Raw genomic sequence first — 24,738 nt, 5'->3', positions numbered from 1 at the left:
AACCGGATGGCGTCCGGGCGCGTCGTAGGTGCGAACACACCGCTGTTTGGCGGGTGTTCGTCGGCGGTTCCGATACGCTTGTGCCCCGGTATACCAGGAAACTCCAGCCCTGCCAGAATTCCCGACCCAGCAGACTCGGTGATCATGAAAGTATGCTCCGTACGTGCTCTCGACGCGTCAGGACGATGACCCGTTGAAGATCTCGTGCGTCATCCTCACCATGGGCAACCGTGTCCCCGAGCTGGACCGCGCGGTCGAGTCCGCGCTGAACCAGGTCGACGGTGACGTCGAGGTGGTCATCGTCGGCAACGGCGCGGACGTCCCCGAACTCTCGGCCACCGTGCCCGCGGGGTCCTCGGCCTCGATCAGGAGCGTGCGGCTGAACCACAACGCGGGCATTCCCGCGGGCCGTAACCGAGGCGTCGAGGAGTGTTCCGGCGACGTCGTCCTCTTCCTCGACGACGACGGCTGGTACGCCGACACCGGGCTCGTCTCCCACCTGCGGGAGCGCTTCTCCACCGAGCACGACCTCGCGGTCGTCTCCTTCCGGGTGAAGGACCCCGAGGGCGGCATCGGCCAGCGCCGTCACGTTCCCCGCCTGCGCGCGGGCGACCCCGAGCGGTCCTCTCCGGTCACCACCTTCCTGGGAGGCGCGTGCGCCATCCGCCGTTCGGCCTTCCTCCAGGTCGGCGGGCTCCCCGAGCGTTTCTTCTACGCCCACGAGGAGACCGACCTGGCGTGGAGGCTCCTCGGCGAGGGATACCGCATCGAGTACGACGCCGAGACGGTCATGTACCACCCGCAGGTCCCCCCGACCCGGCACACCGACTTCTACCGCCTCAACGCCCGCAACCGGGTCTGGCTCGCCCGGCGCAACCTTCCCTGGCCGCTGGCCGGGCTCTACCTTCTCAACTGGATGGTGCTCACCCTCGTCCGCGAGCGCTCCAGGCCCGCCCTGCGCGCCTGGTTCAAGGGCTTCACGGAAGGGCTCCGCGAGCCCGCGGGAGAGCGTCGTCCCATGGGCTGGAACACCGCCTGGCGGATGCTCCGCCTCGGCCGTCCACCGATCGTCTGACCTCCGATCAGCAGTGGACGTATACACCCTCGGCGAGGCGTTCGGCGTCGTCACCAGCGGCCGGATCCGCCACGAGCACGAGGCCAGGCTGGACGTCGCCGGGGCCGAGTTCACCGTCGCGGTCGGGCTGTCCAGGCTCGGCCACCGGGTGGGCTGGCTGGGCAAGGTCGGCGGCGACGAGCTGGGAGCGAGGATCCTCACCGTGCTGCGCGGCGAGGGCGTGGACGTCTCCGACGCCAGGGTGGACGAGGGGTCCCCGACCGGGATCCTGCTGAAGGAGTCGAGGCTCGGCCAGGCGGCGAGGGTCACCTACTACCGCACCGGCGTCAGGCTGGCCCAGGGGAACGTTCCCGTGGACCGGATCGCGGCCTCACGCATCCTGCACGTGAGCGGGATCACCGCCGCGCTGAGCGCGCGCGACGCCATGCACGCGGCCGTACGCGCCGCGCGGACCGCCGGGGTCGCGGTCTCGGTGGCGATCGACTACCACGACCAGCTCTGGCCCGACCTGCGCGAGGCGGAGGAGATCCTCAGCGTGCTGGCCTGCTCCGCCGACGTGCTGTTCGTCCGGCAGAGCGAGCTCGACCTGGTCAAGCCCGCGCTCACCGGGGATCGCGAGGTCATCGTGACGCGGGGTGCCCGAGGGGCGAGCGTGCGGGTCGACGGAGTACGCCACGACGCCGCGAGCCTCTCCGCGCCCGTGGTCGACCCCAACGGCGCGGGGGACGCCTTCGTCGCGGGCTATCTCAGCGCGTTGCTCGAAGGTCTTCACCCGGCCGACCGGCTGCGCAGGGGCGGTCTGCTCGCGGCCTTCGCCTCGTCGGGGCCGAGTGACTGGCAGGGCCTGCCGACGAGGGCCGAACTGCCCCTCCTGGAGCTCGACACCTGACGGTGAGGATGTGGGTGAGCGCCTCCAGGCGGGGTCTGACCCGACCTCTGACCGACCGCGGGGTCCTTGACAGGATCTGACCCGCCGATCCGCGCGGCTTCTCGCCGTGCGCGGGCGGGTCAGGGCCTTTTCGGGGCCCGGTGCCTGGTCCGGTGCCCGATTCCTCGCCGGGCGAGGGTCTCCGAGCGCTCCGCCGGGCCGGGACGGGGCCTGCCTTGTCCGGCCGGGCCTCTCGCGAGGAGCTTCACGGCTCCTTGGCCTCACCGAGGGTCATGGCCAGGTGGGAGATCGTGCTCGTCATCAGGGCGCGTTTGGGCAGACCGAGCTCACTCAGCTCCTTGGCGATCGGATGGTTGCCCAGGCGGATGAGAGCGCCCCCGGGACGCGTGCGGACCCCGCGGGGAGAGAGCGACCACGGGATGCGGCGGGTGACGCCGTCCAGGTGGCTGTAGGCGTCGAGGGCGGTCATCATCCCGGTGCCCGGCACCGGGACACCGGGTTTGATCAGCAGGTCCAGCACCAGGCGGCCGTCCTTGCGCAGGACGCACCGCTTGTAGGGGGAGGAGATCCGCAGGTCGATGTCGGCCAGTTCCTTGGGGAAGCCCCAGATGGCGCGGCCCGCCTCCAAGGTGAAGTCCTGGTCGACCGGGAGCCAGTGGACGAACGCCCCGGCGCCGGTGCGGCGCAGCTCGGACAGGTTCGCGCGGAGCCCTCCGCCGGGAACGTGGCCCGCGCCGGGCGGCCTCGCCAGGAAGGCGACGCCGAACTCGTGGTAGCGGCCCAGATCACCGTCGCGGTAGTCGGCGAACACCAGCGTGCACAGGGCCTTGCGGGGTAACACCTCGGCGACGTCCAGGTGCGAGTAGGCGATCACGGCCCGCGCGGCGTCCGCCCGGACCAGGTAGGACGCGCTGCAGACCATGACGTCGCGGACGCGGACCGGCATGGTGACCTCGCGCCCCTGGATCAGATGGCGTGCCATGCCTCCAGTACACCAATCTCCCGGCCGGACGTCACTGGTTTGCCGGCCCATTCCTCAAGCCGCCCGACGAAGGCGCCCGCGTGATCCGGCCAGTTGTGGCGGGCGAGGGCCTCGGCGTGGCCGCGCGCTCCCATCTCGGCCGCCCCTTCCCGGTCGTCCCGCAGCGCCAGCACCGCGCGTACCGTCGCCTCGGCGTCCCCGAAGGGTACGACGACGCCGCACCCGACCCTCTCGACCATGGACGCGGCGGCGGACAGGGGGGTGGTGACGACGGGGACTCCCCTGGACATGTAGTCGATGATCTTGGCGGGTACGGGCCGGGTGCCGGGTGCGTCGTGCGGGAGCGACAGGCCGGCGATCGCCCCCTCGGCCATCCGCAGCGCGTGCCGGTTGGGCACGTAGCCGTACCAGTCGAGCAGGCCCTCCCGCTGCGCGTCCCGCAGCAGCGGCCTGACGCGGACGTCGGCGGAGCCGATCAGGTCGAGCCTGATCCCGTGCGGGAGCAGCCGCCTCGCCGCTTCGATCATCTCGCGCACGCCTCCGGCCCTGGAGAGGTGGCCCACGTGGACCACCCGGTTCCTGCCGGGCGGCGCGGGCGGGCGCGGGGAGACGTAGGCGGTGTCGGGAACGACCTGGTGGGGGCCGGAGAGCCGTTCCCGGTAGGACTCCTCGGCCAGGATCAGGTGCAGGCGGTGCTCCGGGGAGGCCCCGATCCGGCGCGCGAGCGCGGGCAGGGCGCGGCTCAGGTGGCCGGGGAGGGTGAGGCCGAGCGCGGCGGTCGCGCCCCAGCCGTCCCCGATCTCCCCGCGCACGTCCCAGACGGTGACGGGACGGTGCCTGGGCAGGCGGAACAGCAGCTCCCTGTCGTGCACGACCAGCAGGTCCGCGCCCTCCACCCCGCGCTTGAGAGCCCCCCGCGCGGCCTTCAGCGCGCGTCTGCGGCGGTTGGGGATCGCCCGGGGTACGTCGATCGCGCGGATACCGGGATCCGGGGTGACGTTGCAGTCGGTGAAGGGGGCGACATAGGTGATCTCATGCCCGGCGTCGAGGAGCGCCCGGATCTGCCGATGCATGATCCTGGCGTCCTCTGGGTGATGAGCGATCGTCGCGACGCATACCCGCATGTCCCGATGTTGAGTGTTCGTTCCGTCATCACCGGATGTGTTGCGTTAATTAGCGGGGAACTGAGGCTGAACTCTCCTTGGCGGCGGGTGCGCCCTCGGCCGGTGCGGTGGTAGCGGCGGGGGGAGGGGACGGCCGGCGGTAGAGCCATACGAGCCGGGGTTCGAGCATCCACTTGAAGAGCTTGCGGGTCTCGGGCAGGCACAGCACGATGGCGAGGGCGAGCGAGCTCGACGCGATCGCCGCCACGCCCAGCGGGCCGTACAGCCAGGGGAAGCTCAGCCAGCCCTGGTCCTTGGCGATGACCACCACGACGCCGTGGAGCAGGTAGGCGTACAGGGTGCGGGTGCCGAGGTCGGAGAACCAGGTCTCACCCCGGGGGATCAGCGCGAGCAGCGCCACCGTCATGGCGAGTGCCGCGATCAGCAGGGCGCCTCGCACGCCGAGGCCCACCCACCAGGACATGTCCATCGCCTTGAAGCTGTAGCGGAAGTAGATCGGCGCGCGCGGGACGTGGGGCGCGATGAGGATCGCCACCCCGGCGGCGCCGATGAGGACGACCGCTGAGGTGATCTTGACCCAGAGGGGCTTGAGCAGGTCGAAGTGCTCCGGCTTGAGCAGCAGGCCGAGCACGTAGAACGGCAGCAGGCCGAAGAAGCGGTCGATGCTGAAGTCGCCGGAGATCTCCGAGAAGCCCGCGACCAGGTAGATGACCACCGCGACCAGCAGGGGCTGTCGCATCCGCGTCCAGATGGGCGTGGAGATCCGCCAGAGGACAAGGGCGACCAGGTACCAGTTGAGCCAGGCCGGATCAATGATCGTCAGCGTCCACTTCTGGCCAAGCCCGTAGCGGAGCAGCGCGTAACCGATCTCCACGACGATGTACGGGATCAACAGGGTGTCGACCAGCTTGTTGATCTTCGCGTTGGAGTTCCAGAAGTTGCGTCCCAGATAACCGCTGATCAGCACGAACGCCGGCATGTGGAACGTGTAGATGAACAGGTACGCGGCCTCCGACGAGTGCGCCTTCAGGGTGGGGACGAGCGAGTGGCCCATCACCACCAGGGCGATCAGGACGAACTTCACGTTGTCGAGGTACGGCTCGCGCTTCTTCTTGACCGGAGGGGCCGGGGGCTCCTCCTCGGCGACCGTCTCGCGCTCACGCTCCGCCCGCAGTTCCTGCTCGGCCCGCGGTCCCTGGTTCCAGAACGAGGGACCGCCGTCCCTCGTGGTGTTCTCCCAGTACGAGGGGCCGCCGTCCCTGGCGGTGTTCTCCCAGTACGAGAAGGGGCGTTCACCGGACGCTCGCGGCTCCTGCCGGGGTCTCGGGGCCTCCGCGTCCGGGAACCGCACGGGAGCCTGGGGCTCCCCGGGGAGCCTGGGACGTCCGGGAAGCTCGGATTCCTCGGGGAACCGGGGCCGCCCCGGAGCGGGCGTCCAGCCGGGATCCTGAGGGTGCGCGGCTCCTGGCGGTGGGGAGGCCGGCGCGGGGACGCGCGGCGTCGTGGGTGGCGGGGCCCAGTCGGGCCGGGGGGACGGCGCACGGGGGGCGCCCTGCGGAGGGGTGGGCCCCTCCGCCCACGACGGCGTCTCCTGTGCCCACGGCGACTCCCGCGTCCACGACGGGCCGTCCTGTGCCCAGCCGGGCTCCTCGCGGTCCCACGAGGGGTCCTGGACGACCGGCTCGGGCGCGAGGGGCTTCGACAGGTCGAGCGGGTCGTGGGAGCCGTGGGCCCCGCCGAACGAGGGGCCGCCGGGACGCTCGCCGAAGTAGGACTCGCCGAACGGGGATCCGCCGGGACGAGGCTCGCCGAAGTGGGGTCCGCCGGGGTGGGTCTCGCCGGCGGAGGGTCCGCCGGCACGGGTCCCGCCGGGGTGGGGCTCGCGATACGCCGGGTAGCCCCCCCACTCGGTGACCTCGCCGGGGCTCTCCTCGCGGCCGTCCCCGGTGTCGCGCCGGGACGCCCCGCCGGAGGTGACCGGTCCCGGTGGCTCCGGCCACGAGGGCTGGGATCCACCGGACGCCTGCGCCTGGCCGGGCGTGGGCCACGGAGCGGACCTCCGGCCCTGCCCGCCGTTGGCCCCACCGGAGCCGGGGTCGGAACCGCCGTCGTCCTGGGGGGCGGGCACCTGGAAGGGTCGGATGTCGCTCACGAGGGGGAGGCTCAGCTATCTGTCGGAGACCGGGGGAAGTGTCGGGCAGATCGGCGGGGCGCCCAGGGAAGGGTCGGGGACGCGGGCAGGTGTTCGCCTCGCCGCCTTGACCAACCCTAAACCGACTGTGCGCCCTCTGTCGCACGCATGCACTTTGATTCGGACGGTTCTCGGGTAATCGTGACTGTCCACGGGGTCACGGGCCCGGCCGTGTCCGCGGGGCGGCCGGGGGTGAGGGGAGGCGTCTCAGCTGCAGGGGTTGGTCTTGCTGTCGACGACCTTGTCCGTGAGGGCGTCGGGGATCTTCGGGAGGGCGCGGACGCCCGGCCAGTCGGCGCCGATGACGAGCTGGATGACCGGCCCGGTCGGAGCCTTGCCCTCCGGGGTGGGCGGGGGGGCCACGGCCGGGACGTACTTCTCGGTGGTGACCGGCTTGACCTTGCCCGCGACCGGGGTCCGTTTGTCGCCGGAGAGCCTGGCGGCCACCGCGTCGCCGTACGAGGCGCCGTCGGCGGCGTCCTTCTTGGCGTAGCGCACCGTGGTGGTGGGCACGTTGGCGGTCGCCGGGCGGGCGTTGCCGACATGGGTGACCACGAACCCCTGGTCGGCCAGCTCGGCGGCGACCTCCCTCGCCCTGTTCGGCGTGTCCGTGCCGTTGAAGACCTGGAGCCTTACCTGCTCGCGCTTGACGGCCGGCTTGGCCTTGGGGTCGGGGGGCGGGGTGACCTCGGTGTCGTTCTTGATCGCGGCGAACAGCTGGTTCGCGTACGGCTGCACCCAGGCGACCCGGTTCGGGTCGTCGGGGTGGGGGCCCCACGGGACGGTGATCAGCTTGACGCCGCTCGCGGTCAGCTTCTGGGCGCTCTGCCCGATCTGGAGCAGGGTGTTGGTGTCCTTGGCCAGTTCCTCGTCCATCCGGACGGACTTGGCGGCGGTGGTGATGAAGTTCAGCATCTTGGCGGGGTCGGTCAGCAGCTCGCTGCTGGTCGCCTTCTTCACCACCTGGCTGAGGAAGACCTGCTGGCGCTTGATGCGGCCGATGTCGCTGCCGTCGCCGTAGTTGCGCAGCCGGACGTAGCCCAGCGCCTTCTCGCCCGCGAGGAGGTGCCAGCCCGCGGGGAGGGTGAGCTTGGACTTCTTGTCGTCGACCGGCTTGGTCAGGCAGATCCTGACGCCGCCGAGAGCGTTCACGATGTTCTTGAAACCGGTGAAGTCGACCTCGACGAAGTGGTCGATGCGGATGTCGGTGAGCGCCTCGATCGTGGTGATCGTGCAGGTGATGCCGCCCTCGTTGTAGGCGGCATTGATCATTTCGGTGCGGGCCGCGACCGGCGCGCCGGTCTCCGACTTGCAGGGGGGCATCTCGACGACCGAGTCGCGGGGGAAGCTGATGAAGGTCGCCTTGTCGCGGTCGGGGGAGACGTGCATGAGGATGATCGTGTCGGTGCGCTTGCCCGCGTCGGCCATCTTCTGGCCGTACTTCAGGTTGTCGCCCTCGCGGGTGTCGGAGCCCACGATCAGCACGTTGAGGGCGCCCTTCACGGCAGCCGGCCGGTTCTGGCCGAGTTTGCCGCTGAGGTCGACGGTCTGGAACTCGCCGAGGGTGTCGCGGTAGACCTTGTAGCCGCCGAGGGTGCTGAGCACCAGCACTCCGGTCGCCGCGATGCCGGCCCAGGCGCCGATGCTGAGCCGCCGCTGCTTGCGGCCCCGGCCCTTCGGTGCTTTCTCCTGCGGAGGCGGCGGGAGGTCTCCCGGCGGGCCCTGGGGCGGGGCGTCCCCTCTTGAGCGCCGCGGTCCGCGGTGGCCGGGGGAGGTCGGTTCGCTCCGGCGGTCTCTGACGGCCGCCTGCCGGTGGTCGCTCATGCGATCCTTCCGCTCGGCGGCGTCGTCCGGTGCTCATGCTCGGTCATCGAGCCCAAAGGGTAGATCACGAGATGCGCGCCAGGAGACATGATGATGCGAACTTGGCCAAGACCGCCCCCTGACAACCGCCATGTTTGGATCCGGCGGCCAGCATACTCAAATACGGACATTAGTAGGAATGTTACTGAAATTAGGTTTACGTACGGCAAGTGCCGCTGCCAGGCAGGCGGCGGGCACGGCCGGCAGGACGTACCGGTAGTCGAACTCCGCCACCGCCGGCGGCAGCACCAGCAGCACCACCGCCACCGACCAGGGCAGCGCCCACGCCGTGGACTCCGGGCGGAAGCGCCGGACACACGCCGCCGCGGGCGGCAGCAGGAGAATCACCAGGACAGCCGCGCCAGGCAGTCCTGCGACTCCCTGATAGGTACGGATCCAGCCCGCGTACGGTTCGACGATCCGGGTGGAGATCGGTCCCCGCTCGTAGCGCTTCGCGGCCTCGGCGCCCACCGTCGCCGGATAGCGCCCCGGCGGCGCGGGCGGTGTCGCGGGGAACCGGTAGTAGTCGTAGATCTCCTGATCCGGGTAGACCGGGCGGCCCACGGTGAACGAGCGGGCCAGTTCCGAGGCGACCGAACCGAGATAGTCCAGCGGCTGGCTCATGATCGCCAGTGACGCGAACCGCCCGGCCAGCGTGTCGTTCGTCCGGGTGAAGGTGATGCCGGGCAGTTTGACCAGCGGGGAGTCCTGCGCCCAGACGTACTCCTGAGCGGGAGGCCGCAGGTGCGGCGGGCGGGGATCGCAGAGCACCGCCAGGTCGGGCGGCGGGCGCATCACGTCGCAGTCGGCGAAGGTCATCGTCTTGCCGTACAGGAAGACGCCGTTCGCGCCCACGATGCCGATCCGCTGGTACGTCGCGTAGAACCAGGCCCCGTACCCCACGATCGGCACCGTCGCGGCGGCGATCATCACGCCGGCCGCGAGCACCCGCCCCCGCTCCCTGAAGATCAGCCAGGCGGCGAAGAGCGCCACCAGCGGCAGCCCGACGGTCCTCGTCAGCGTCGCCGCCGCGAGCAGCAGTCCGATCCCGCACGCCGTACGCCATCCGACGGAGTCGCGCACGGCGAGGCAGGCCGCCGACACGACCAGGACCGCGAACAGGGTGTCGGAGACCAGCAGGTGCTCCAGCTGGATCTGGTAGGCGTCCAGGAGGGAGGGGACCGCCGCGAGCGTCGCGGCCCAGCCCGGCGCCCGCAGCCGCCGCGCGGTGAGATAGACCAGCACGCCGATGAGCAGCCCCAGCAGGTGCTGGGCCGCCACGACGACGGCGAACTCGTGGAACGGTTCGAGCAGTCGCATGAACATCGGGTATCCGGCGGGACGGACCAGGTCGGGCCGGGGTTTCAGCGCGGTGACGACGTACGTGTAGGAGTCGGGGAACCAGAGCGCGGGCCGGTAGCCGAGCATGGTGATCACCCGCAGCGCGATCCCCGCGCCGAGCACGGCCAGGAACCAGCGATGGTCGGTGAGCCGGCGGCGACCGGGGAGCCCGCGGCGCTCAGGAAACCCGCGACCGCCCGCGCCCCCGCGACCACCCCGCACCCACCCGATCACTCGTCCACCTCCTCGCACGCTGCGCGTACGCTACCGGCCCTCCCTCGGCTCCATGCTCGCACCGGCCCTCGTGTCCGCGCTCCGGTGCCCGGTGCGGGCGGGAAGTGGCACTACGCTCGGTTCGAATCATGACCATTGGCTGGCTGGACCGTACGCGCAGGCCCTCGGCGGGCAGGGTGCTCGCCGTGGTCTCCGTCGTGCCCGTGCTCGTCCTGGCGGGCTGGCTGCTGGCAGGACTGCCGCTGCTGCTGCTCGGCTGGTTCCGGCCGCTCGTCGCGGTCCCGCTGGGGCTGGTGGCCATCGCGCTGCTGTGCCGGTACGGCCTGCGCCGCCTGCCGGAGATCGTCGAGGCGACCGCCTGGCAGGTGACCGGGGTGGTCGCCGTCGCCCTCGCCTCCGGGATCTTCAACGGCCTGCTCCACGGCGAGCAGCTGATCGTCCGTCGCGACCCCGCAACCTACGCGCAGTACGGCATCTGGCTGGCCAGGCACGGCTCGCTGCCGATCCCCTTCCAGGACTGGGCCTTCGGCGGCACCGACCCGGCGCTCCACTTCGACAGCGTGGGCTTCTACGTCTCCGGCGGCGCGGTCGTACCGCAGTTCATGCCGGGCGCGCCGATGCTGCACGTGGTGGGCGCCTGGCTGGGGGACATCGCGGGGTTGCTGCTGGTACCGCCGGTGCTGGGAGCGGCGGCCGTGCTCGTCCTCGCGGGGGTCGTCGCCCGGCTCGCCGGGGCTCGCTGGGCACCTCTCGCCGCGCTGGTCTTCGCCGTCTGCCTGCCGATCCTCTACACCTCGCGGACGACCTTCAGCGAGATCCCGTCCCTCGTCCTGCTCTTCGGCGGTCTCGCGCTGCTGTACGACGCCGAGGCGAGGCTCCGCTCCCACACCGTCGGCGCCGGCGCTCCGCCGCACATGCCCCCTACCCCCACCCCCACCCCCGCCCCCGTCTCCGCCCCCGTCTCCGCCTCCGGCCTCAACCCCGGTCCCGGTCCCGGCCCTGGTCCCGGCCTCGGCGAGGGCATGGCGCGAACGGGCGCCGCCCTGGCGGGGCTGGTGTTCGGGCTGGCCATCCTGATCAGGATCGACGGGCTGCGCGACGTGCTCCCGGTGCTCGTCTACGCCGGGCTGCTCATCGCCCTGAGCCGGGCGGGGAACCGCGACGGGGGACGGCTGGGCATGCCGCTGCTCGGCGGGCTCGCGGCGGGGACCGGACTGGGTCTGGCCGCCGCCTACCTGCTGTCCAGGCCGTACCTGAAATACCTGTCGGACTCGCTGATCCCGTTGCTCGCCGTCTGCGGGGCGGTCGTGGTCCTCACCGTGGTGGCGGCGGTGCTCGCCCCGTGGCTCGCGGCGCCGTTGCGGCGGATGGCCGGGATCGGGAGACTGCCCGAGATCGCCGCCGGACTGGTGGTGCTGGTCGCGGCGGCCTTCGCCGCCCGGCCGTGGCTGGAGACCGTGATCCGGCCCCCCGTCACCTCGGGCGACCGGATGACCGCGCAGTTCATCGAGGGGGTCCAGCGGGTCGAGCGCCTGCCGCTCGACGGTTCCCGGCTTTACTACGAGAACTCGGCGCACTGGGTGATCTGGTACGTCGGACTCCCCGTGGCGATCATGGCCACCCTCGCCGCGGCGGTGCTCGCGCGCAGGCTCGTCAAGGGGACGGCGCCCGGCTGGCTGCTGCCGCTCGCCGTGATCGGCTGGACCACGGTCACCACGCTCTACCGGCCGGGCATCACCCCCGACCATCCGTGGGCCGCCCGGCGGCTCGTCCCCGTCGTCATTCCCGGCCTGATCCTGCTCGCCGTCTGGGGCCTGGGCTGGACGCGTGACAGGGTCCGGAGGTCGGGGTACGGCCAGGGCGTGCGCAGGGGCCTCGTCGCGGTCGGCGCGGTCCTCTTCCTCGTCCCGCCGGTGATCACCTCGGGGGGGACGGCGTTCAGCCCGGTCGACCGCGACGAGCTCGCCGCGGTCGAGGCCATGTGCGCGGCCCTCCCGCCCCGCGCCTCGGTGCTCGTCGTCGAGCGCGTCACCGCCGCCCGCTTCACCCAGGTCGTCCGGGGCGTCTGCGGCCTTCCCGCAGCCAGGCTCACCATCTATCGCTCCGACCTTCCCAAGGCCGCCGACGTCGCCCGCCTGGCCGCCCGGGTCCGCTCCGTCGGCCGTACCCCGGTCCTGCTCGCCGCCGATTCCCGCCAGCTCTCCCAATACGGCGCCCCCGTCCACATCATGAACCTCCGCACCCGCCAGGACGACCGTTCCCTCGTCACCCCGCCCAACGGCACCTGGTCCCTCGCCGCCGACGTCTGGATGGCCGTTCCGCAGGCGAACAGGGACACCTGAGAGATGTCGCGAACCGGTTGCAGGTCCAGGTGTCGCCCCATCGGAGGCATCACTCATGTGGGAGGGGACCTGGGCGGAGCCGGTCGGTTTCAGGGCACCGCGTCACCGGTGATCGAAGCCTGGAGAAGTGTGTAACGATATCTAGTCAAATACCAGATTTTTACTTTGGGTGACGCATTGGATGCGATCGTTCCGGCTTCTCATACGGGTGATGGGAACAACGAGATCCCTGTGGTCGAGGAACTGTCCTTTGGGACCTCCGAGCAGGAGGTGCCGGCCCAAAGAGGCCTGAGGATTCGACGTACCCTGCTGGTCTGTACGGTGGCCGTCCTGCTGATCGGAACGGCAGGAGCCGGGGGGTGGTACGCCTACCGGAATTCCGTCCAGGTGCTCCCGCCGCCGGACGGTCCTTGGCCTGAAGGGGGGACGTTCACCGTCTCCCTGTGCAGGGACGACGACCCCTACGAGCGGTGCCGCGAACGAGCGGTCACCTCGGAGCAGCGGCGGTCGATCGAGGAGAGACTGCGTGCGATGCCCGAGGTCGCGGAAATGGAGTTCGAGTCCCAGGAGACGGCATGGGCGAAACTCGTGGATCAGTACGCCGACAACTGGACGATGGCCTCGCTCTTCGAAACCGATGACCTGCCCGAGTCGTTCAAGGGCAGGCTTCATCGGCGAGCCGACTTCGAGTCCTTCGGAAGCATCATGGGCAGCACTCCGGGCGTTTCCAACGTCTTCGCCTTCGGTCACCATTTCTGGGAGGGCAAGGCCGATCTCTCCGTCGTCCTGTGCCCGCCCGAGGAAGCGGAGCCCGGCAAGACGGAAGAGAAGCCCGATCCTTGTGCGGGCCGGGGAGTGGCGACGGCGGAGGAGAAGAAGGCCATCGAGGCCAGACTCATGGCGCTCGAAGGGATCGAGCGCATCTATTTCGAGAACGCCGCTCATGCTCGCCGGGTTCTGGAGCATCTGGTGGTGAGCCGTGACTCCTTCCTCATCGGCTTTGCCGCGAACAGCCGCCTGCCGGAGAGCTATTTCGTCAAGCTCACGGACCCACGAGCCGCGCAGACGGTCGTCGACGCGGTGAAGGGCATGCCAGGTGTCAGCCAAGCCGAACCACCGAGTGTCGACTGAGGGGGCCGAACCGTGCTGAAGAGGCGATGTGCGCTCGGGGTCTGTCCGGGCAGAGTATCCTCGCCCGTCGAGAGCATGCCCGAGAGCCCGAGAGTGGATCAGCCGTGGACGCAACGCCGTACGTGACCATCGTCCTGCCGTGTTACAACGAGCAGGACCACGTCATCGCCGAGGTCGAGCGCATCTGCGAGGCGATGGACCACAGCGGATACACCTACGAGCTCGTCGCCGTCGACGACTTCTCCACCGACGAGACCCTGGCCAGGCTGAAGGAGGCCGCGCCCAGGTTCCCGAACATGCGGATCAGGGCCTTCCACCGCAACGGCGGCTCCGGCACGGTGCGCAGGATCGGCACGCAGGAGGCGCGCGGCGAGATCGTCGTGTGGACCGACGCCGACATGACGTACCCGAACGAGCGGATCCCCGAGCTCGTCCAGATCCTGGAGAAGGACCCGACGATCGACCAGGTCGTGGGCGCGCGGACCAGCGAGGAGGGCTCGCACAAGTTTCTGCGGGTCCCGGCCAAGTGGTTCATCCGCAAGGTGGCCGAGCGGCTGGCCGGGCAGAAGATCCCCGACCTCAACAGCGGGCTGCGGGCGTTCCGCAAGTCGGTCGCCAAGCCCTATCTGCGGCTGCTGCCCCCCGGCTTCTCCTGCGTCACGACGATCACGCTGTCGTTCCTGTCGAACCAGCACGACGTCTACTACCTGCCGATCGGCTACAGCAAGCGGGCCGGCAAGTCCAAGTTCAGCTTCGTCTCCGACGCCTACCGCTACATCCTGCAGGTGCTGCGGATGGTGATGTACTTCAACCCGCTCAAGGTCCTCATGCCGCCGGCACTCTGGCTGGTCGGCATCGGCCTGGTCAAGGGTGTCGTCGACATCGTCCGCTACGGGTTCTACCTGACCAGCAACACCATCGTGATCTTCCTGTCCGGCCTGCTCATCGGCTCGCTGGCGCTGCTGGCCGACCTCATCGTGCGCTCCAGGAGCGAGTAGATGCGGATCGCCGTCATCGGGCCGACGTACCCCTACAAGGGCGGCGGGGCCGCGCACACCACCGAGCTGGCACACCGGCTGCGGGCCGCGGGGCACGACGTGGTGATCGAGTCGTGGCGGGCGCAGTACCCCTCCTTCCTGTATCCGGGACGGCAGACCGTCGACACGCCCGACGGCGAGCCGTTCCCGAACGTCCTGCGCGACCTCGACTGGCGCCGTCCGGACGGCTGGGTCCGCGCCGGGCGGCGGCTCAGGAGCGCCGACCTCGTCGTCCTCGTCGTCCTCAGCCCGGTGCAGGTCCCGCCCTACCTGGGCATCCTGTACGGCCTGGGCCGCAGGACCCGGGTCGTGGCGCTCTGCCACAACGTCCTGCCGCACGAGCGCAAGCCGTACGACACGCCGCTGATGAAGGCGCTGCTGCGCCGGGTGGACACGGTGCTCGTCCACTCGGAGGGGCAGGCGGGCAAGGCCCGCGAGCTGGCGGCCACGCCGGTGCGGGTGGCCGAGATGGCGCCGCACCTCCCGTCGGGGGCCGACCGGCACGGCGGGCACGGACCGGCCGAGGGCGTGCACGACAGGCTGCTGTTCTTCGGGCTCGTCAGGCCGTACAAGGGGCTTGACCTGCTGATCCGCGCGCTTCCCGACGGGGTGTCGCTGCGGGTCGCCGGGGAGTTCTGGGGCGGCCTTGAGGAGACGACCAGGGCGCTCGCCGCCGAGCTGAGGCTGGACGGGCGGGTGGAGCTGCGGCCGGGATACGTGGCCTCGGCCGACCTGCCGGGGCTGTTCGCGGACGTGGACGCGCTCGTCCTGCCCTACCGGAGCGGGACGGCGAGCCAGCAGGTGTGGCTCGGCCACGAGCACGGGGTGCCGGTCATCGCCAGCAGGGTGGGCACGCTCGGCGACCACGTCACCGACGGGGTGGACGGGCTGCTGGTCGAACCGGGCTCGGTGGAGGGCCTGCGTGCCGCGCTGACCGCGTTCTACCGGCCTGGTGAGCCCGAGCGGCTCCGCGCGGGGGTCAAGGCCGTCGACCCCGAGCCTTACTGGGCCTCCTACGTCGAGGCGCTGGTCTCGGACGCCGCTCCGGACGCGGTCTCGGAGGCGGCCCCGACTCCCGGCCCGGAGGCCGGTCCTGACCCGAGCCCGGACGCGGTCCCGGCCCCCGAGCCGGATCCGGAGCCCGGTCCGGTCTCGGAGGCGGGCCCGGGTTCCTCGCGCTGACCTCCGGGACGGGAGAGACGTCCCCACAGGAAGCCGATCCCGGCCCAGCTCAGGTCGGCGAGGGTGAACATCACCCTCGACACCACCGCGGCCACCAGCGCCCTGGGGGAGTCGAGCACCGGTGCCAGGGCGAGCACCAGCGCCCCCTCGCGGACGCCGATCCCGGCGGGGACGATCACCGTGACGATGCCCGTCGCCCAGGCGAGCGCGTAGGCGCCGACCGCCACCGGATAGAGGGAGTCGCCCCAGGCGCCCAGGTCGGCCATGGGGAGCAGCAGGTGGGCGCCGTACACCAGCCAGCCGGTGACCGTGAGGGCGACCGCGAGGAGCACCGCCCCGCCGCTGAGCAGCCGGCCCTGGCCGAGAGGCTCCTGGCGGGCGATCCGCAGGGCCAGGTTGAGCCCGAACGTGAGCACGGCCGGGTGCAGGCAGACGGCGATCACCGGGATCAGCGCCAGCAGATACCACGCCTGGGTCATGGTCTCGCGCAGGGTGACCGCCGCGACGAGGAGCGCGCAGCCCAGGGAGATCAGCAGGGCGAGGGAGACGGAGCCGAACATGCGCCGGGGCGGGACGTCGTGGTCGCGGCCGAGCTCCATCATCGCGGCGTACGCCCAGACGCTGCCCGGCACGTACTTGCCGAGCTGGCCGACGAAGAACACCCTCGCGGTGCTTCCGAGGGGGAGCGGCGAGCCCATCCCGGCCAGCACCGTCCGCCAGGCCAGCACCATGAAGCCGATCCCGGCCATCACCGAGAGGTAGGAGCCGCCGAGGGACCACCACGACAGCTGGGAGATCGCGGCCGTCGTCTCCTCGCGGTTCCTGACCAGGCCGTACCCGAGGAAGCCCACCGCGACCAGCGCGAGCAGCACCCGGAGGAGGCGGCTTGACCGCAGTCGGCTGAGCATCCGCCAAGGGTACGACGGCCTGCTTACCCGACGGTAGGGTCGCGGGTCACCGGTACTCTTGGGCGGCGTCGTGCGAAGTCGCGGAGTCGCGTGGAGGGGAAGAAGAGGAGCGGTGAGCGAGTGATGAGCGCCGAGCGGGTCGCCCAGCTTGAGTACTCCGAGTTCCAGGCGGCGATGCTGGACGAGGAGAAGCGCCGCAGGAAGGCCGCGAAGATCGTCGCTGTGCTCGGGCACTTCCTCGGCAGGGACACCGACGTCCTCGCCGGTCTGACGGTCGCCGACATCGGCTGTTCGGCGGGCTTCATCGCCGACGAGCTGGCCTCGGCGGGCGCGAGCCACACGTTCGGCGTCGACATCGACGTGCCGGGCCTGCGCAGGGCGTCCCAGAGGTTCGGCGAGCGGGTCGAGTTCGTGTGCGCGGACGGCACCGCGCTGCCCTTCCCCGACGGCTCGATCGACGTGCTGGTCTTCAACCACATCTACGAGCACGTGGTCGACCCTGACGCGATCATGGCCGAGATGCGCCGGGTGCTCTCCGAGGACGGCGTCCTCTACCTGGGGCTGGGCAACCGGCTCGGGGTGATGGAGCCGCACTACAAGCTGCCGTTCCTGTCCTACCTGCCGCCCGCGCTCGCCGACCGCTACGTGCGGCTCTTCGGCCGGGCCGACAGCTACTACGAGCGCTACCGCACCAGAAGGGGCCTGCGGAAGATGGTGCGCGGCCTGCGGGTGTGGGACTACACCTTCCCCGTGCTCGTCACCCCGGCCGCGTTCGCCGGGAACGAGCTCTTCCCCGGTGTGGTGGGACGGGTCGCGGGCGGGGTGCTGTCGCGGCTGCCCCGCCCGGTGCTGCGGGCGCTGCTGCCGGTGGTGCCCACCTACCTGTGGGTGGCGACCAGGGGCGACCGCCGCCCGGCCGGGGCCTCCCTGCGCCGGCCGCCCGAGCCGGTACGCCCCCTGTGAGCTCCTCGCGGGCCCGCCACATCTCCTTCCCGGGGCGTGCCGCCGCGGTGACCTCGGCGGGGCTCTCGTGACCGCGGGTGCCGGATCCGGCAGGTCCACCCTGAGGCGGGTGGCCCGCGTCGCGTTCCTGCTCGTCGCGCTCGGGTTCGGCGCGTGGGTGGTGGTGGACCAGTGGGAGGAGATCCGCGCGGGGTTCGCCCGGCTGTCGTGGACGTCCCTCGCGCTGTCGCTCGTCGCGGTGCTCGCCGCGCTGTGCGGCGGGATGATGACGTGGCGGGCGCTGCTGGCCGACCTGGGCTCGCCGCTGCCGCTGCGCGCGGGGGCGAAGGTCTTCTTCGTGGGCCAGCTGGGCAAGTACATTCCCGGCTCGCTGTGGCCGGTGATCGCCCAGATGGAGATGGGCAAGGAGCTGGGAGTGCCCAGGTCGCGGAGCGCGGCGGCGTTCTTCCTGACGCTGCCGGTGCAGCTCGGCAGCGGACTCGTGGTCTCGGGGGTGACCCTGCTGGCGGCGATGCCGGGGGCCGCGGCGCCGTACGCGTGGGCGTTCCTGCTCATCCCGGTGCTCGCGGTGGCCTTCGAGCCGAGGGTGGTGAACGCGGTCCTCGGGTTCGGGCTGCGGAAGCTGGGGCGCGAGCCGCTGGAGCGCCCGCTCACCCGCGGGGGCATGCTCACCGCGCTGGGCTGGGCGCTGCTCGGCTGGATCGCGTACGGGCTGCACCTGGCGGCGATCGTCCACGACCTCGGGTCCTCCGGCCTTTCCGCGGTCCTGTTCTCGATCGGCGCGTTCGCGCTCTCGTGGTGTCTGGGGATCATGACGTTCGTCGTCCCGGCGGGGGCGGGGGTGCGCGAGGTGGCGATGGTGGCCGTGCTGGCGCCGGTCCTGGACCGGGGATCGGCGATCACGGTGGCGCTCTGCTCCCGGATCGTGATCATCCTCGGAGACCTTCTCTGCGCGGGTCTCGCCGGCCTGACCGCGCGCCGCGCCGAGGGATCCCGAAAGGACCGCGCTTCGGGAAAAGCAGTGTGATTTCCCCCACGGTTTCAGCGACTCTGGCAATAGAGTAAACAAGAGGAAGGGGACGGTCGTCCCGCTGTGGATCATGAGGGGGGCGATCCTTCTTGACGCCGAGAGTGCTCGTCGACGCGGCCGCGGTTCCGGCCGATCGCGGTGCGCTGATCAGGTATGTCGATGGGCTCGTCGCCGCACTGGACAGGGCGGGCGCTGATCTCGCGGTCGTCTGCCAGCGCGCCGACGCCGCCCGATACGCCGGGTTGGCACCCTCCGCGCGGATTGTGCCCGGGCCTCACGGGATCACCAACCGGGCCGCCCGCCTGACATGGGAGCAGACGGGTCTGCCGTTTCTGGCCCGGCAGGTCGGCGCCCAGGTCATCCACGCCCCTTACTACTCGATCCCGCTGAGTCCCGGCCTGCCCACCGTGGCGACCGTGCACGACCTCACCTGCTTCACCGAGCCCCTGCAGCACGACGCGGTCAAGGCGGCGTTCTTCCGGGCCGCGACCCGCACGGCGGTCCGGCACGCCGCCCGGGTGATCGTGCCCTCCAAGGCGACCAGGGACGAGCTGATCAGGATCCTCTCCGCCGACCCGACCCGCATCGACGTCGCCTACCACGGCGTCGATCCCGCGCTGTTCCACCCGCCGTCCGAGCGGGAGATCACCCACGCCTCCGACCGGCTCGGCCTGCACGGCACCCCGTACGTCGCCTTCCTCGGCCCGCTGGAGCCGCGTAAGAACGTGCCGAACCTGATCCGCGGCTTCGTGCGGGCCGTCGAGAACATCCCCGACCCGCCCGCCCTGGTGCTCGCGGGGGGCATCCGCGACGCCGAGGTGGACGCCGCGGTGGAGAAGGTCCCCTCGACCGTGCGGGTGCTGCGTCCGGGCTTCCTGTCGTTCTCCGACCTGTGCGGCTTTCTCGGCGGTGCGGTGGTGGCGGCCTTCCCCTCGCGGGGCGAGGGTTTCGGGCTGCCGGTGCTCGAGGCGATGGCCTGCGGCGCGCCGGTGCTCACCACCCACCGCACCTCGTTGCCCGAGGTGGGGGGCGACGCGGTCGCCTACACCGAGCCGGACGCCGAGAGCATCGCCGAGGCGCTGCGCACGCTGCTCTCCTCGCCCGAGCGCAGGGAGGCGCTGTCCGTCGCCGGGATCGCCCGCGCCAAGGAGTTCACCTGGGAGGCCTCGGCGGAGGCGCACCTGCTCTCCTATCAGCGCGCGATCGAGTAGTGGGTTAACCTCTCGGCATGATGGAGACCCCCTTGCCCGATCTAGAGGCGATTCTCCTTGTCGGTGGACGAGGGACACGCCTGCGTCCGATGACGCTCGGCACACCGAAACCCCTGTTGCCCACGGCAGGGGTGCCCTTCCTCGCCCACCAACTCGCCAGGGCGAGGGCTTTCGGGGTGCGACGCATCGTGTTCGCGACCTCCTACCGGGCGGAGATGTTCTCCGAGGCGTTCGGAGACGGCGAGGCGTTCGGTCTCGCGCTCGAATACATGACGGAGGAGGTCCCGCTCGGCACGGGAGGGGCCATCCGCAACGCCGCCGAGGCGCTCACCTGCGGTCCCGACGACCCGGTGCTCGTGCTCAACGGTGACATCCTGTCCGGCCACGACATCGGCGACCAGATCGCGACGCACGTGGCGAGGAGGGCCGCCGTCACCCTGCACCTGACCGAGGTGGAGGATCCCTCACGCTTCGGGTGCGTGCCCACCGACGAGGAAGGGCGGGTCACCGCCTTCCTGGAGAAGACCCCCAACCCGGTGACGAACCGGATCAACGCCGGATGTTACGTCTTCACCCGCTCAGTGATCGACACGATCCCCGAGGGCGAGGTCGTCTCGGTCGAGCGTGAGACCTTCCCCGGCCTGATCGAGGACGGCGCCCTGGTGCTCGGCTACGCCGACGCCTCCTACTGGCTCGACGTGGGCACGCCCGCGGCCTTCGTGAAGGGCTCCCGCGACCTGGTGCTCGGCCGTCTCGCCTCGCCCGCCCTGCCGGGACCCACCGGTGACTTCCTCGCCCTGCCCGGCGCCATGATCTCGCCGGAGGCGAAGGTCTCCGGCGGTTCCGTGATCGGCGCCCGCGCGATCGTGGAGTCGGGAGCGCAGATCAGCGGCAGTGTGCTCGGGGACGACTGCGTCGTTCACTCGGGCGCGGTCGTGGTCGACTCGGTGGTCGGCATCGGCGCGCGCGTCAACTCTGGAGCGGTCCTGAGGGACGTCGTCCTCGGCGACGGCGCCGTGGTCGGCTCGGGGAACGAACTGCTCGCGGGCAGCCGGGTCTGGCCCGGCGTCGTGCTTCCCGAGTTCGCGATCCGCTTCTCCAGCGACATCTGAGCGTCCGGGGCGCGTGGACCTTCGTGAGGGAACGCGAGTGGTGCCCGCCCTGGCCGGTCGACCTGGCGCTCTCACTCGACCCGCACCGGCGCGGAAGCGGCGACCCCACCCTGAGGTCGGTGCCCGGCGGGGCCTTCTGGCGGACCTCGCGCACGCCCGACGGGCCGGGGACGCTACGGGTGGCCCTCACGGGCGGCCGGGTGGCGGCCTCGGCGTGGGGGCCCGGGGCGGAGTGGATGCTGGAGACGCTCCCCGCGCTGCTGGGCGACGGTGACGACGTCTCGGGGTTCGTTCCCGGGCACGAGGTGCTGCGTGAGGCGGCGAGACGTCATCCGGGGCTGAGGATCGGCAGGACCTCACGGGTGCTTGAGGCGCTGGTCCCGGCCGTGCTGGAGCAGAAGGTGGTGTCCACCGAGGCGCGGCGGGCGTGGCGGTGGCTGCTGGGCCGATACGGCGAGCCCGCGCCGGGTCCCGCGCCCGAGGGGATGAGGGTCTTCCCGCCACCCGAGGTGTGGTGGTCGATCCCTTCGTGGGACTGGCACCGCGCGGGGGCGGAGGCGGTGCGGGCCCGGACGATCGCGAACGCCGCCCGGTACGCGGGGCGGCTGGAGGCGGTCGGGGGCAGCGCCGACGCGGATCGGCTGCTGAGGGCGCTGCCCGGGATCGGGGTGTGGACGTCCGCCGAGGTGCGCCAGCGCTCGCACGGTGACGCGGACGCGATCTCGGTGGGCGACTTCCACCTGCCCGCGCTGGTCGGCTGGTCGCTCAGCGGTGAGCGGGTGGACGACGCGCGGATGTTGCGGCTGCTCGCTCCCTACCGGGGGCACCGGCACCGGGTCAGCCGGCTGCTGGGGTTGGGCGGTGTGCGGCCACCCGCTCGCGGGCCGAGGATGTCCGTGCGCGACTACCGGTCGTTCTGAGCGCTCCCTCGGATGCCGGTGCGCGATCACCGGTCGTTCTGCGGGTTCCCTCGTCGGGGAAGGGTTCGCCGCGTTGCCAGTCGAGGCTGTCGCGCGTGTCGGCTCCGATCAGCGGGGCGAGGACGGCGACGGCGGCGAGGGCGAGGAGAAACCAGAGCACTGTCGGCTCCTGTCGGGTGAGGTCCGAGGGGGTCCCACGGAGGATCGGGGCGGGTTTCCCGCGGGGGCGGGGTTCCGGTTGACGTCTCTAATTTATGCATCTGCAAGTATTTACGTCTATCGAGACTTGCTTGACGACATGCTTTAGAAACGCTGAAGTGTCCGGCCTTCGCCGTCGTCTGGTGCGGGCGGTGTCCTGGCGCCCGGACGGGGCCTGCGCCAGCGTCCGGCGTCCGGACATTCGAGTGGGGCGGGCATCGGGCCCGGGGCCTGTGCTGGGGCCCGGGGGCCGTGAGCGGGTACCCGCCGCCCCACGTTCTCGTCTCGCGTCGTACTGTGCGGTCATGAGCGCTAACCCCACCGACAACGCGATGCGCCGGGCTCTGGCCAGGGCCCGCGACGGCAAAGCTCTCGACATCAGCGAAGCCACCGTCCTGCTGCACGCGCGGGACGAACATCTGGAGACCCTCCTCGACCACGCGGGGAGGGTGCGGGACGCCGGCCTTGAGGCGGTCGGCCGGCAGGGGATCATCACCTACAGCCGCAAGGTCTTCATCCCCCTGACACGCCTGTGCCGCGACCGCTGCGGTTACTGCACGTTCGCCACCGCCCCGCACAAGCTGGAAAGCATGTTCCTGAGCCCCGACGAGGTGCTGGAGATCGCGAGGCAGGGCGCGGCGATGGGGTGCAAGGAGGCGCTGTTCACCCTGGGCGACCGGCCCGAGGACCGCTGGCACCAGGCCCGCGAGTGGCTGGACGCGCACGGCTACGACGACACGCTGTCCTACGTCCGCGCGATGGCCGTGCGGGTGCTCGAGGAGACCGGGCTGCTGCCGCACCTGAACCCGGGCGTCATGACCTGGCGGGACCTGCAGCGGCTCAAGCCGGTCGCGCCCTCCATGGGCATGATGCTGGAGACGACCTCACGGCGGCTCTTCGAGGAGAAGGGGCAGGCGCACCACGGCTCGCCCGACAAGGATCCCGCCGTGCGGCTGCGCGTGCTCGAGGACGCCGGGCGGACGAACGTGCCGTTCACCAGCGGCATCCTCATCGGCATCGGGGAGACGGTCGCCGACCGCGCCGAGTCGCTGTTCGCGCTGCGCAGGGTGGCGCGTGAGTACGGCGGCATCCAGGAGATCATCGTCCAGAACTTCCGCGCCAAGCCGGACACCGCGATGCGCGGCATGCCGGACGCCGACCTGCAGGAGCTGGCCGCGACGATCGCGGTGACCCGGCTCGTGCTCGGACCGAAGATGAGGGTGCAGGCCCCGCCGAACCTCGTCGACTCCGAGTACGAGCTGATGATCAGGGCGGGCATCGACGACTGGGGCGGCGTCTCGCCGCTCACGCCCGACCACGTCAACCCCGAGCGTCCCTGGCCGCAGATCGACGACCTCGCCGCCCGTACGGCCGCGGCCGGGTTCGCGCTGCGCGAGCGGCTCACCATCTACCCCGAGTTCGTGCTGGCCGGGGAGCCCTGGCTCGACCCGAGGCTCAACGCGCACGTCGCAGCCCTGGCGGACCCCGAGACCGGGCTCGCCCGCGAGGACGCGGTCCTGACCGGCCGCCCCTGGCAGGAGCCCGACGGCGGTTTCGTCTCCCTGGGCCGCGTCGACCTGCACACGGCGGTCGACACCGAGGGGCGCGGCGCCGACCGCCGCGACGACTTCGACAGCGTGTACGGCGACTGGGAGGCGCTCAGGGAGCGTCTGCCCGCGGCCACCTCGGCCGTGCGGGGCGACGTGCGGGAGGCCCTGAACCGGGCCGAGAGCGACCCGGCGGGCCTGAGTGACGCCCAGGCGCTCGTCCTGCTGGACCTCGCGGGAGACCAGAACGGGGTGGGCGCCGACGACGCCGCGCTGGACGAGCTCTGCCGGATCGCCGACGGCCTGCGCCGGGAGGCCGTCGGCGACGAGGTCACCTACGTGGTGAACCGGAACATCAACTTCACCAACGTCTGCTACACCGGCTGCCGCTTCTGCGCCTTCGCGCAGCGCCGTACCGACGCCGACGCCTACACCCTCTCCCTGGAGCAGGTCGCCGACCGCGCCTGGGAGGGCTGGCAGGCCGGGGCGACCGAGGTGTGCATGCAGGGCGGCATCCACCCCGACATGCCCGGCACCGCGTACTTCGACATCGCGAGGGCGGTCAAGGCCAGGGTGCCGGAGATGCACGTCCACGCGTTCTCGCCGATGGAGGTGATCAACGGTGCCAGCCGTACCAACCTGTCCGTCGAGGACTGGCTGGTCGCCGCGAAGGATGCGGGCGTCGACTCGCTCCCGGGCACCGCGGCGGAGATCCTCGACGACGACGTCCGCTGGGTGCTGACCAAGGGCAAGCTTCCCACCAGGGAGTGGGTCGAGGTCATCTCCACCGCGCACCGGGTCGGCATCCCGACGACCTCCACGATGATGTACGGCCACGTCGACAACCACGGGCACTGGGTGCGGCACATCCGGCTGATCCGCCGTATCCAGGAGGAGACCGGCGGGTTCACCGAGTTCGTGCCGTTGCCGTTCGTCCACCACAGCGCGCCCATCTACCTGGCGGGGATCGCCCGTCCGGGGCCGACGGCGCGGGAGAACCGGGCCGTGCACGCGCTGGCGCGCGTCCTGCTGCACGGCGCGATCGCCAATGTCCAGTGCTCGTGGGTGAAGCTCCAGGACGAGCTCTGCCGCGAGGTGCTGCTCGGCGGGGTCAACGATCTCGGCGGCACGCTGATGGAGGAGACGATCAGCAGGATGGCCGGGTCGGAGAACGGCTCCTTCAAGACCATCGGTGAGATCGAGGCGATGGTCGCCCCGACCGGGAGGCCGCTCCGGCAGCGGACCACCTCCTACGGCGTGCCGGACGCCGAGCGGGTGGCCGCGGCGAGGGCGAGTGACGGCGTCTGCCGCAGCGTCCGCCCCAACGCGCTTCCGCTGCTCTCCCTGGAGCCCTCGGTGAAGTCATAACAAGTTCTACGTCTGGCCGTCTTCGCGGAAGGTTCGTTGGCACGATCGGCATTCCCCCTGTAGCCATATGTAGGGAGGGGGCCCGGTTTG

17 protein-coding genes and 1 pseudogene are annotated in these 24,738 nt (G+C 71.3%); 12 read left to right on the top strand and 6 right to left on the bottom strand.

Annotated features, from left to right (window positions below):
* Positions 1–193 precede the first annotated feature (193 nt).
* Together ACFY3D_RS06470 and ACFY3D_RS06465 are read left to right on the top strand one after the other, a co-directional pair.
* Positions 194–1,075 (top strand): glycosyltransferase family 2 protein, encoded by an 882-nt coding sequence (locus ACFY3D_RS06470; RefSeq protein ID WP_362896427.1) that lies wholly within the window; start codon positions 194–196, stop codon positions 1,073–1,075.
* Between the two features lie 13 nt (positions 1,076–1,088).
* The gene (locus ACFY3D_RS06465) at positions 1,089–1,964 is read left to right on the top strand and encodes a sugar kinase (protein ID WP_362896368.1); all 876 of its coding nucleotides are present in this window, start codon (positions 1,089–1,091) and stop codon (positions 1,962–1,964) included.
* Positions 1,965–2,208: 244 nt separating this feature from the next.
* Here the strand turns inward: ACFY3D_RS06465 and ACFY3D_RS06460 are convergent, their stop codons facing one another.
* From ACFY3D_RS06460 to ACFY3D_RS06440, 5 genes are all read right to left on the bottom strand, one after another.
* Positions 2,209–2,946: an acetoacetate decarboxylase family protein gene (locus tag ACFY3D_RS06460; RefSeq protein ID WP_350946455.1), complete on the bottom strand. Its 738-nt coding sequence runs from the start codon at positions 2,944–2,946 to the stop codon at positions 2,209–2,211.
* Positions 2,931–4,019: a glycosyltransferase family 4 protein gene (locus ACFY3D_RS06455; protein WP_389975720.1), complete on the bottom strand. Its 1,089-nt coding sequence runs from the start codon at positions 4,017–4,019 to the stop codon at positions 2,931–2,933. The genes ACFY3D_RS06460 and ACFY3D_RS06455 overlap by 16 nt, the downstream gene beginning before the upstream one ends.
* Positions 4,020–4,119: 100 nt before the next feature.
* On the bottom strand, positions 4,120–6,222 hold the full coding sequence (locus ACFY3D_RS06450) for an acyltransferase family protein (RefSeq protein ID WP_389975717.1): 2,103 nt from the start codon (positions 6,220–6,222) through the stop codon (positions 4,120–4,122).
* A 246-nt stretch (positions 6,223–6,468) separates the two neighbouring features.
* Positions 6,469–8,085 carry an LCP family protein gene (locus ACFY3D_RS06445; protein ID WP_389975714.1) on the bottom strand — a complete coding sequence of 539 codons (1,617 nt, stop codon included), beginning with the start codon at positions 8,083–8,085 and terminating at the stop codon, positions 6,469–6,471.
* Between the two features lie 156 nt (positions 8,086–8,241).
* On the bottom strand, positions 8,242–9,699 hold the full coding sequence (locus ACFY3D_RS06440; RefSeq protein ID WP_362896376.1) for a hypothetical protein: 1,458 nt from the start codon (positions 9,697–9,699) through the stop codon (positions 8,242–8,244).
* Between the two features lie 128 nt (positions 9,700–9,827).
* Between ACFY3D_RS06440 and ACFY3D_RS06435 the strand changes: the two genes are divergently transcribed.
* From ACFY3D_RS06435 to ACFY3D_RS06420, 4 genes are all read left to right on the top strand, one after another.
* Positions 9,828–12,041 carry a hypothetical protein gene (locus ACFY3D_RS06435; RefSeq protein WP_389975711.1) on the top strand — a complete coding sequence of 738 codons (2,214 nt, stop codon included), beginning with the start codon at positions 9,828–9,830 and terminating at the stop codon, positions 12,039–12,041.
* Between the two features lie 231 nt (positions 12,042–12,272).
* Positions 12,273–13,172, top strand: a complete 900-nt coding sequence (locus ACFY3D_RS06430) for a permease-like cell division protein FtsX (protein WP_389975708.1) — start codon at positions 12,273–12,275, stop codon at positions 13,170–13,172.
* A gap of 104 nt (positions 13,173–13,276) precedes the next feature.
* On the top strand, positions 13,277–14,170 hold the full coding sequence (locus tag ACFY3D_RS06425; RefSeq protein WP_350946463.1) for a glycosyltransferase family 2 protein: 894 nt from the start codon (positions 13,277–13,279) through the stop codon (positions 14,168–14,170).
* The gene (locus tag ACFY3D_RS06420) at positions 14,171–15,391 is read left to right on the top strand and encodes a glycosyltransferase (RefSeq protein WP_389975705.1); all 1,221 of its coding nucleotides are present in this window, start codon (positions 14,171–14,173) and stop codon (positions 15,389–15,391) included. It abuts the gene before it with no gap.
* Positions 15,392–15,474: 83 nt separating this feature from the next.
* On the opposite strand, the pseudogene ACFY3D_RS06415 reads toward ACFY3D_RS06420, so the two are convergent.
* Positions 15,475–16,299, bottom strand: a pseudogene (locus ACFY3D_RS06415) (lysylphosphatidylglycerol synthase domain-containing protein); the annotation flags it as partial.
* Positions 16,300–16,422: 123 nt separating this feature from the next.
* Between ACFY3D_RS06415 and ACFY3D_RS06410 the strand changes: the two are divergent.
* From ACFY3D_RS06410 to ACFY3D_RS06385, 6 genes are all read left to right on the top strand, one after another.
* The gene (locus ACFY3D_RS06410) at positions 16,423–17,262 is read left to right on the top strand and encodes a class I SAM-dependent methyltransferase (protein WP_362896384.1); all 840 of its coding nucleotides are present in this window, start codon (positions 16,423–16,425) and stop codon (positions 17,260–17,262) included.
* Between the two features lie 109 nt (positions 17,263–17,371).
* On the top strand, positions 17,372–18,289 hold the full coding sequence (locus ACFY3D_RS06405; protein WP_350946466.1) for a lysylphosphatidylglycerol synthase transmembrane domain-containing protein: 918 nt from the start codon (positions 17,372–17,374) through the stop codon (positions 18,287–18,289).
* A 92-nt stretch (positions 18,290–18,381) separates the two neighbouring features.
* A complete protein-coding gene (locus tag ACFY3D_RS06400) occupies positions 18,382–19,503 on the top strand; it encodes a glycosyltransferase family 1 protein (RefSeq protein WP_362896386.1) in 1,122 nt (373 codons plus the stop codon).
* A gap of 17 nt (positions 19,504–19,520) precedes the next feature.
* Positions 19,521–20,615, top strand: a complete 1,095-nt coding sequence (locus ACFY3D_RS06395) for a sugar phosphate nucleotidyltransferase (protein WP_389975701.1) — start codon at positions 19,521–19,523, stop codon at positions 20,613–20,615.
* Between the two features lie 23 nt (positions 20,616–20,638).
* Positions 20,639–21,535: a DNA-3-methyladenine glycosylase family protein gene (locus ACFY3D_RS06390; protein WP_389975697.1), complete on the top strand. Its 897-nt coding sequence runs from the start codon at positions 20,639–20,641 to the stop codon at positions 21,533–21,535.
* Between the two features lie 503 nt (positions 21,536–22,038).
* On the top strand, positions 22,039–24,648 hold the full coding sequence (locus ACFY3D_RS06385; protein WP_389975694.1) for a bifunctional FO biosynthesis protein CofGH: 2,610 nt from the start codon (positions 22,039–22,041) through the stop codon (positions 24,646–24,648).
* The last annotated feature ends 90 nt before the right edge of the window (positions 24,649–24,738 follow it).

This window comes from Streptosporangium sp. NPDC000509 (assembly GCF_042898365.1).
Lineage (GTDB): Bacteria > Actinomycetota > Actinomycetes > Streptosporangiales > Streptosporangiaceae > Streptosporangium.
The sequence above is the reverse complement of the archived record's forward strand: the minus strand, read 5'-3'. Positions and strand labels throughout refer to the sequence as shown.

Coding starts and splice junctions, on each gene's coding strand:
- ACFY3D_RS06385 (WP_389975694.1), top strand. CDS start 22,039: ATGAGCGCTAACCCCACCGACAACGCGATGCGCCGGGCTCTGGCCAGG.
- ACFY3D_RS06395 (WP_389975701.1), top strand. CDS start 19,521: ATGATGGAGACCCCCTTGCCCGATCTAGAGGCGATTCTCCTTGTCGGT.
- ACFY3D_RS06410 (WP_362896384.1), top strand. CDS start 16,423: ATGAGCGCCGAGCGGGTCGCCCAGCTTGAGTACTCCGAGTTCCAGGCG.
- ACFY3D_RS06455 (WP_389975720.1), bottom strand. CDS start 4,019: ATGCATCGGCAGATCCGGGCGCTCCTCGACGCCGGGCATGAGATCACC.
- ACFY3D_RS06435 (WP_389975711.1), top strand. CDS start 9,828: ATGACCATTGGCTGGCTGGACCGTACGCGCAGGCCCTCGGCGGGCAGG.
- ACFY3D_RS06420 (WP_389975705.1), top strand. CDS start 14,171: ATGCGGATCGCCGTCATCGGGCCGACGTACCCCTACAAGGGCGGCGGG.
- ACFY3D_RS06460 (WP_350946455.1), bottom strand. CDS start 2,946: ATGGCACGCCATCTGATCCAGGGGCGCGAGGTCACCATGCCGGTCCGC.
- ACFY3D_RS06445 (WP_389975714.1), bottom strand. CDS start 8,085: ATGAGCGACCACCGGCAGGCGGCCGTCAGAGACCGCCGGAGCGAACCG.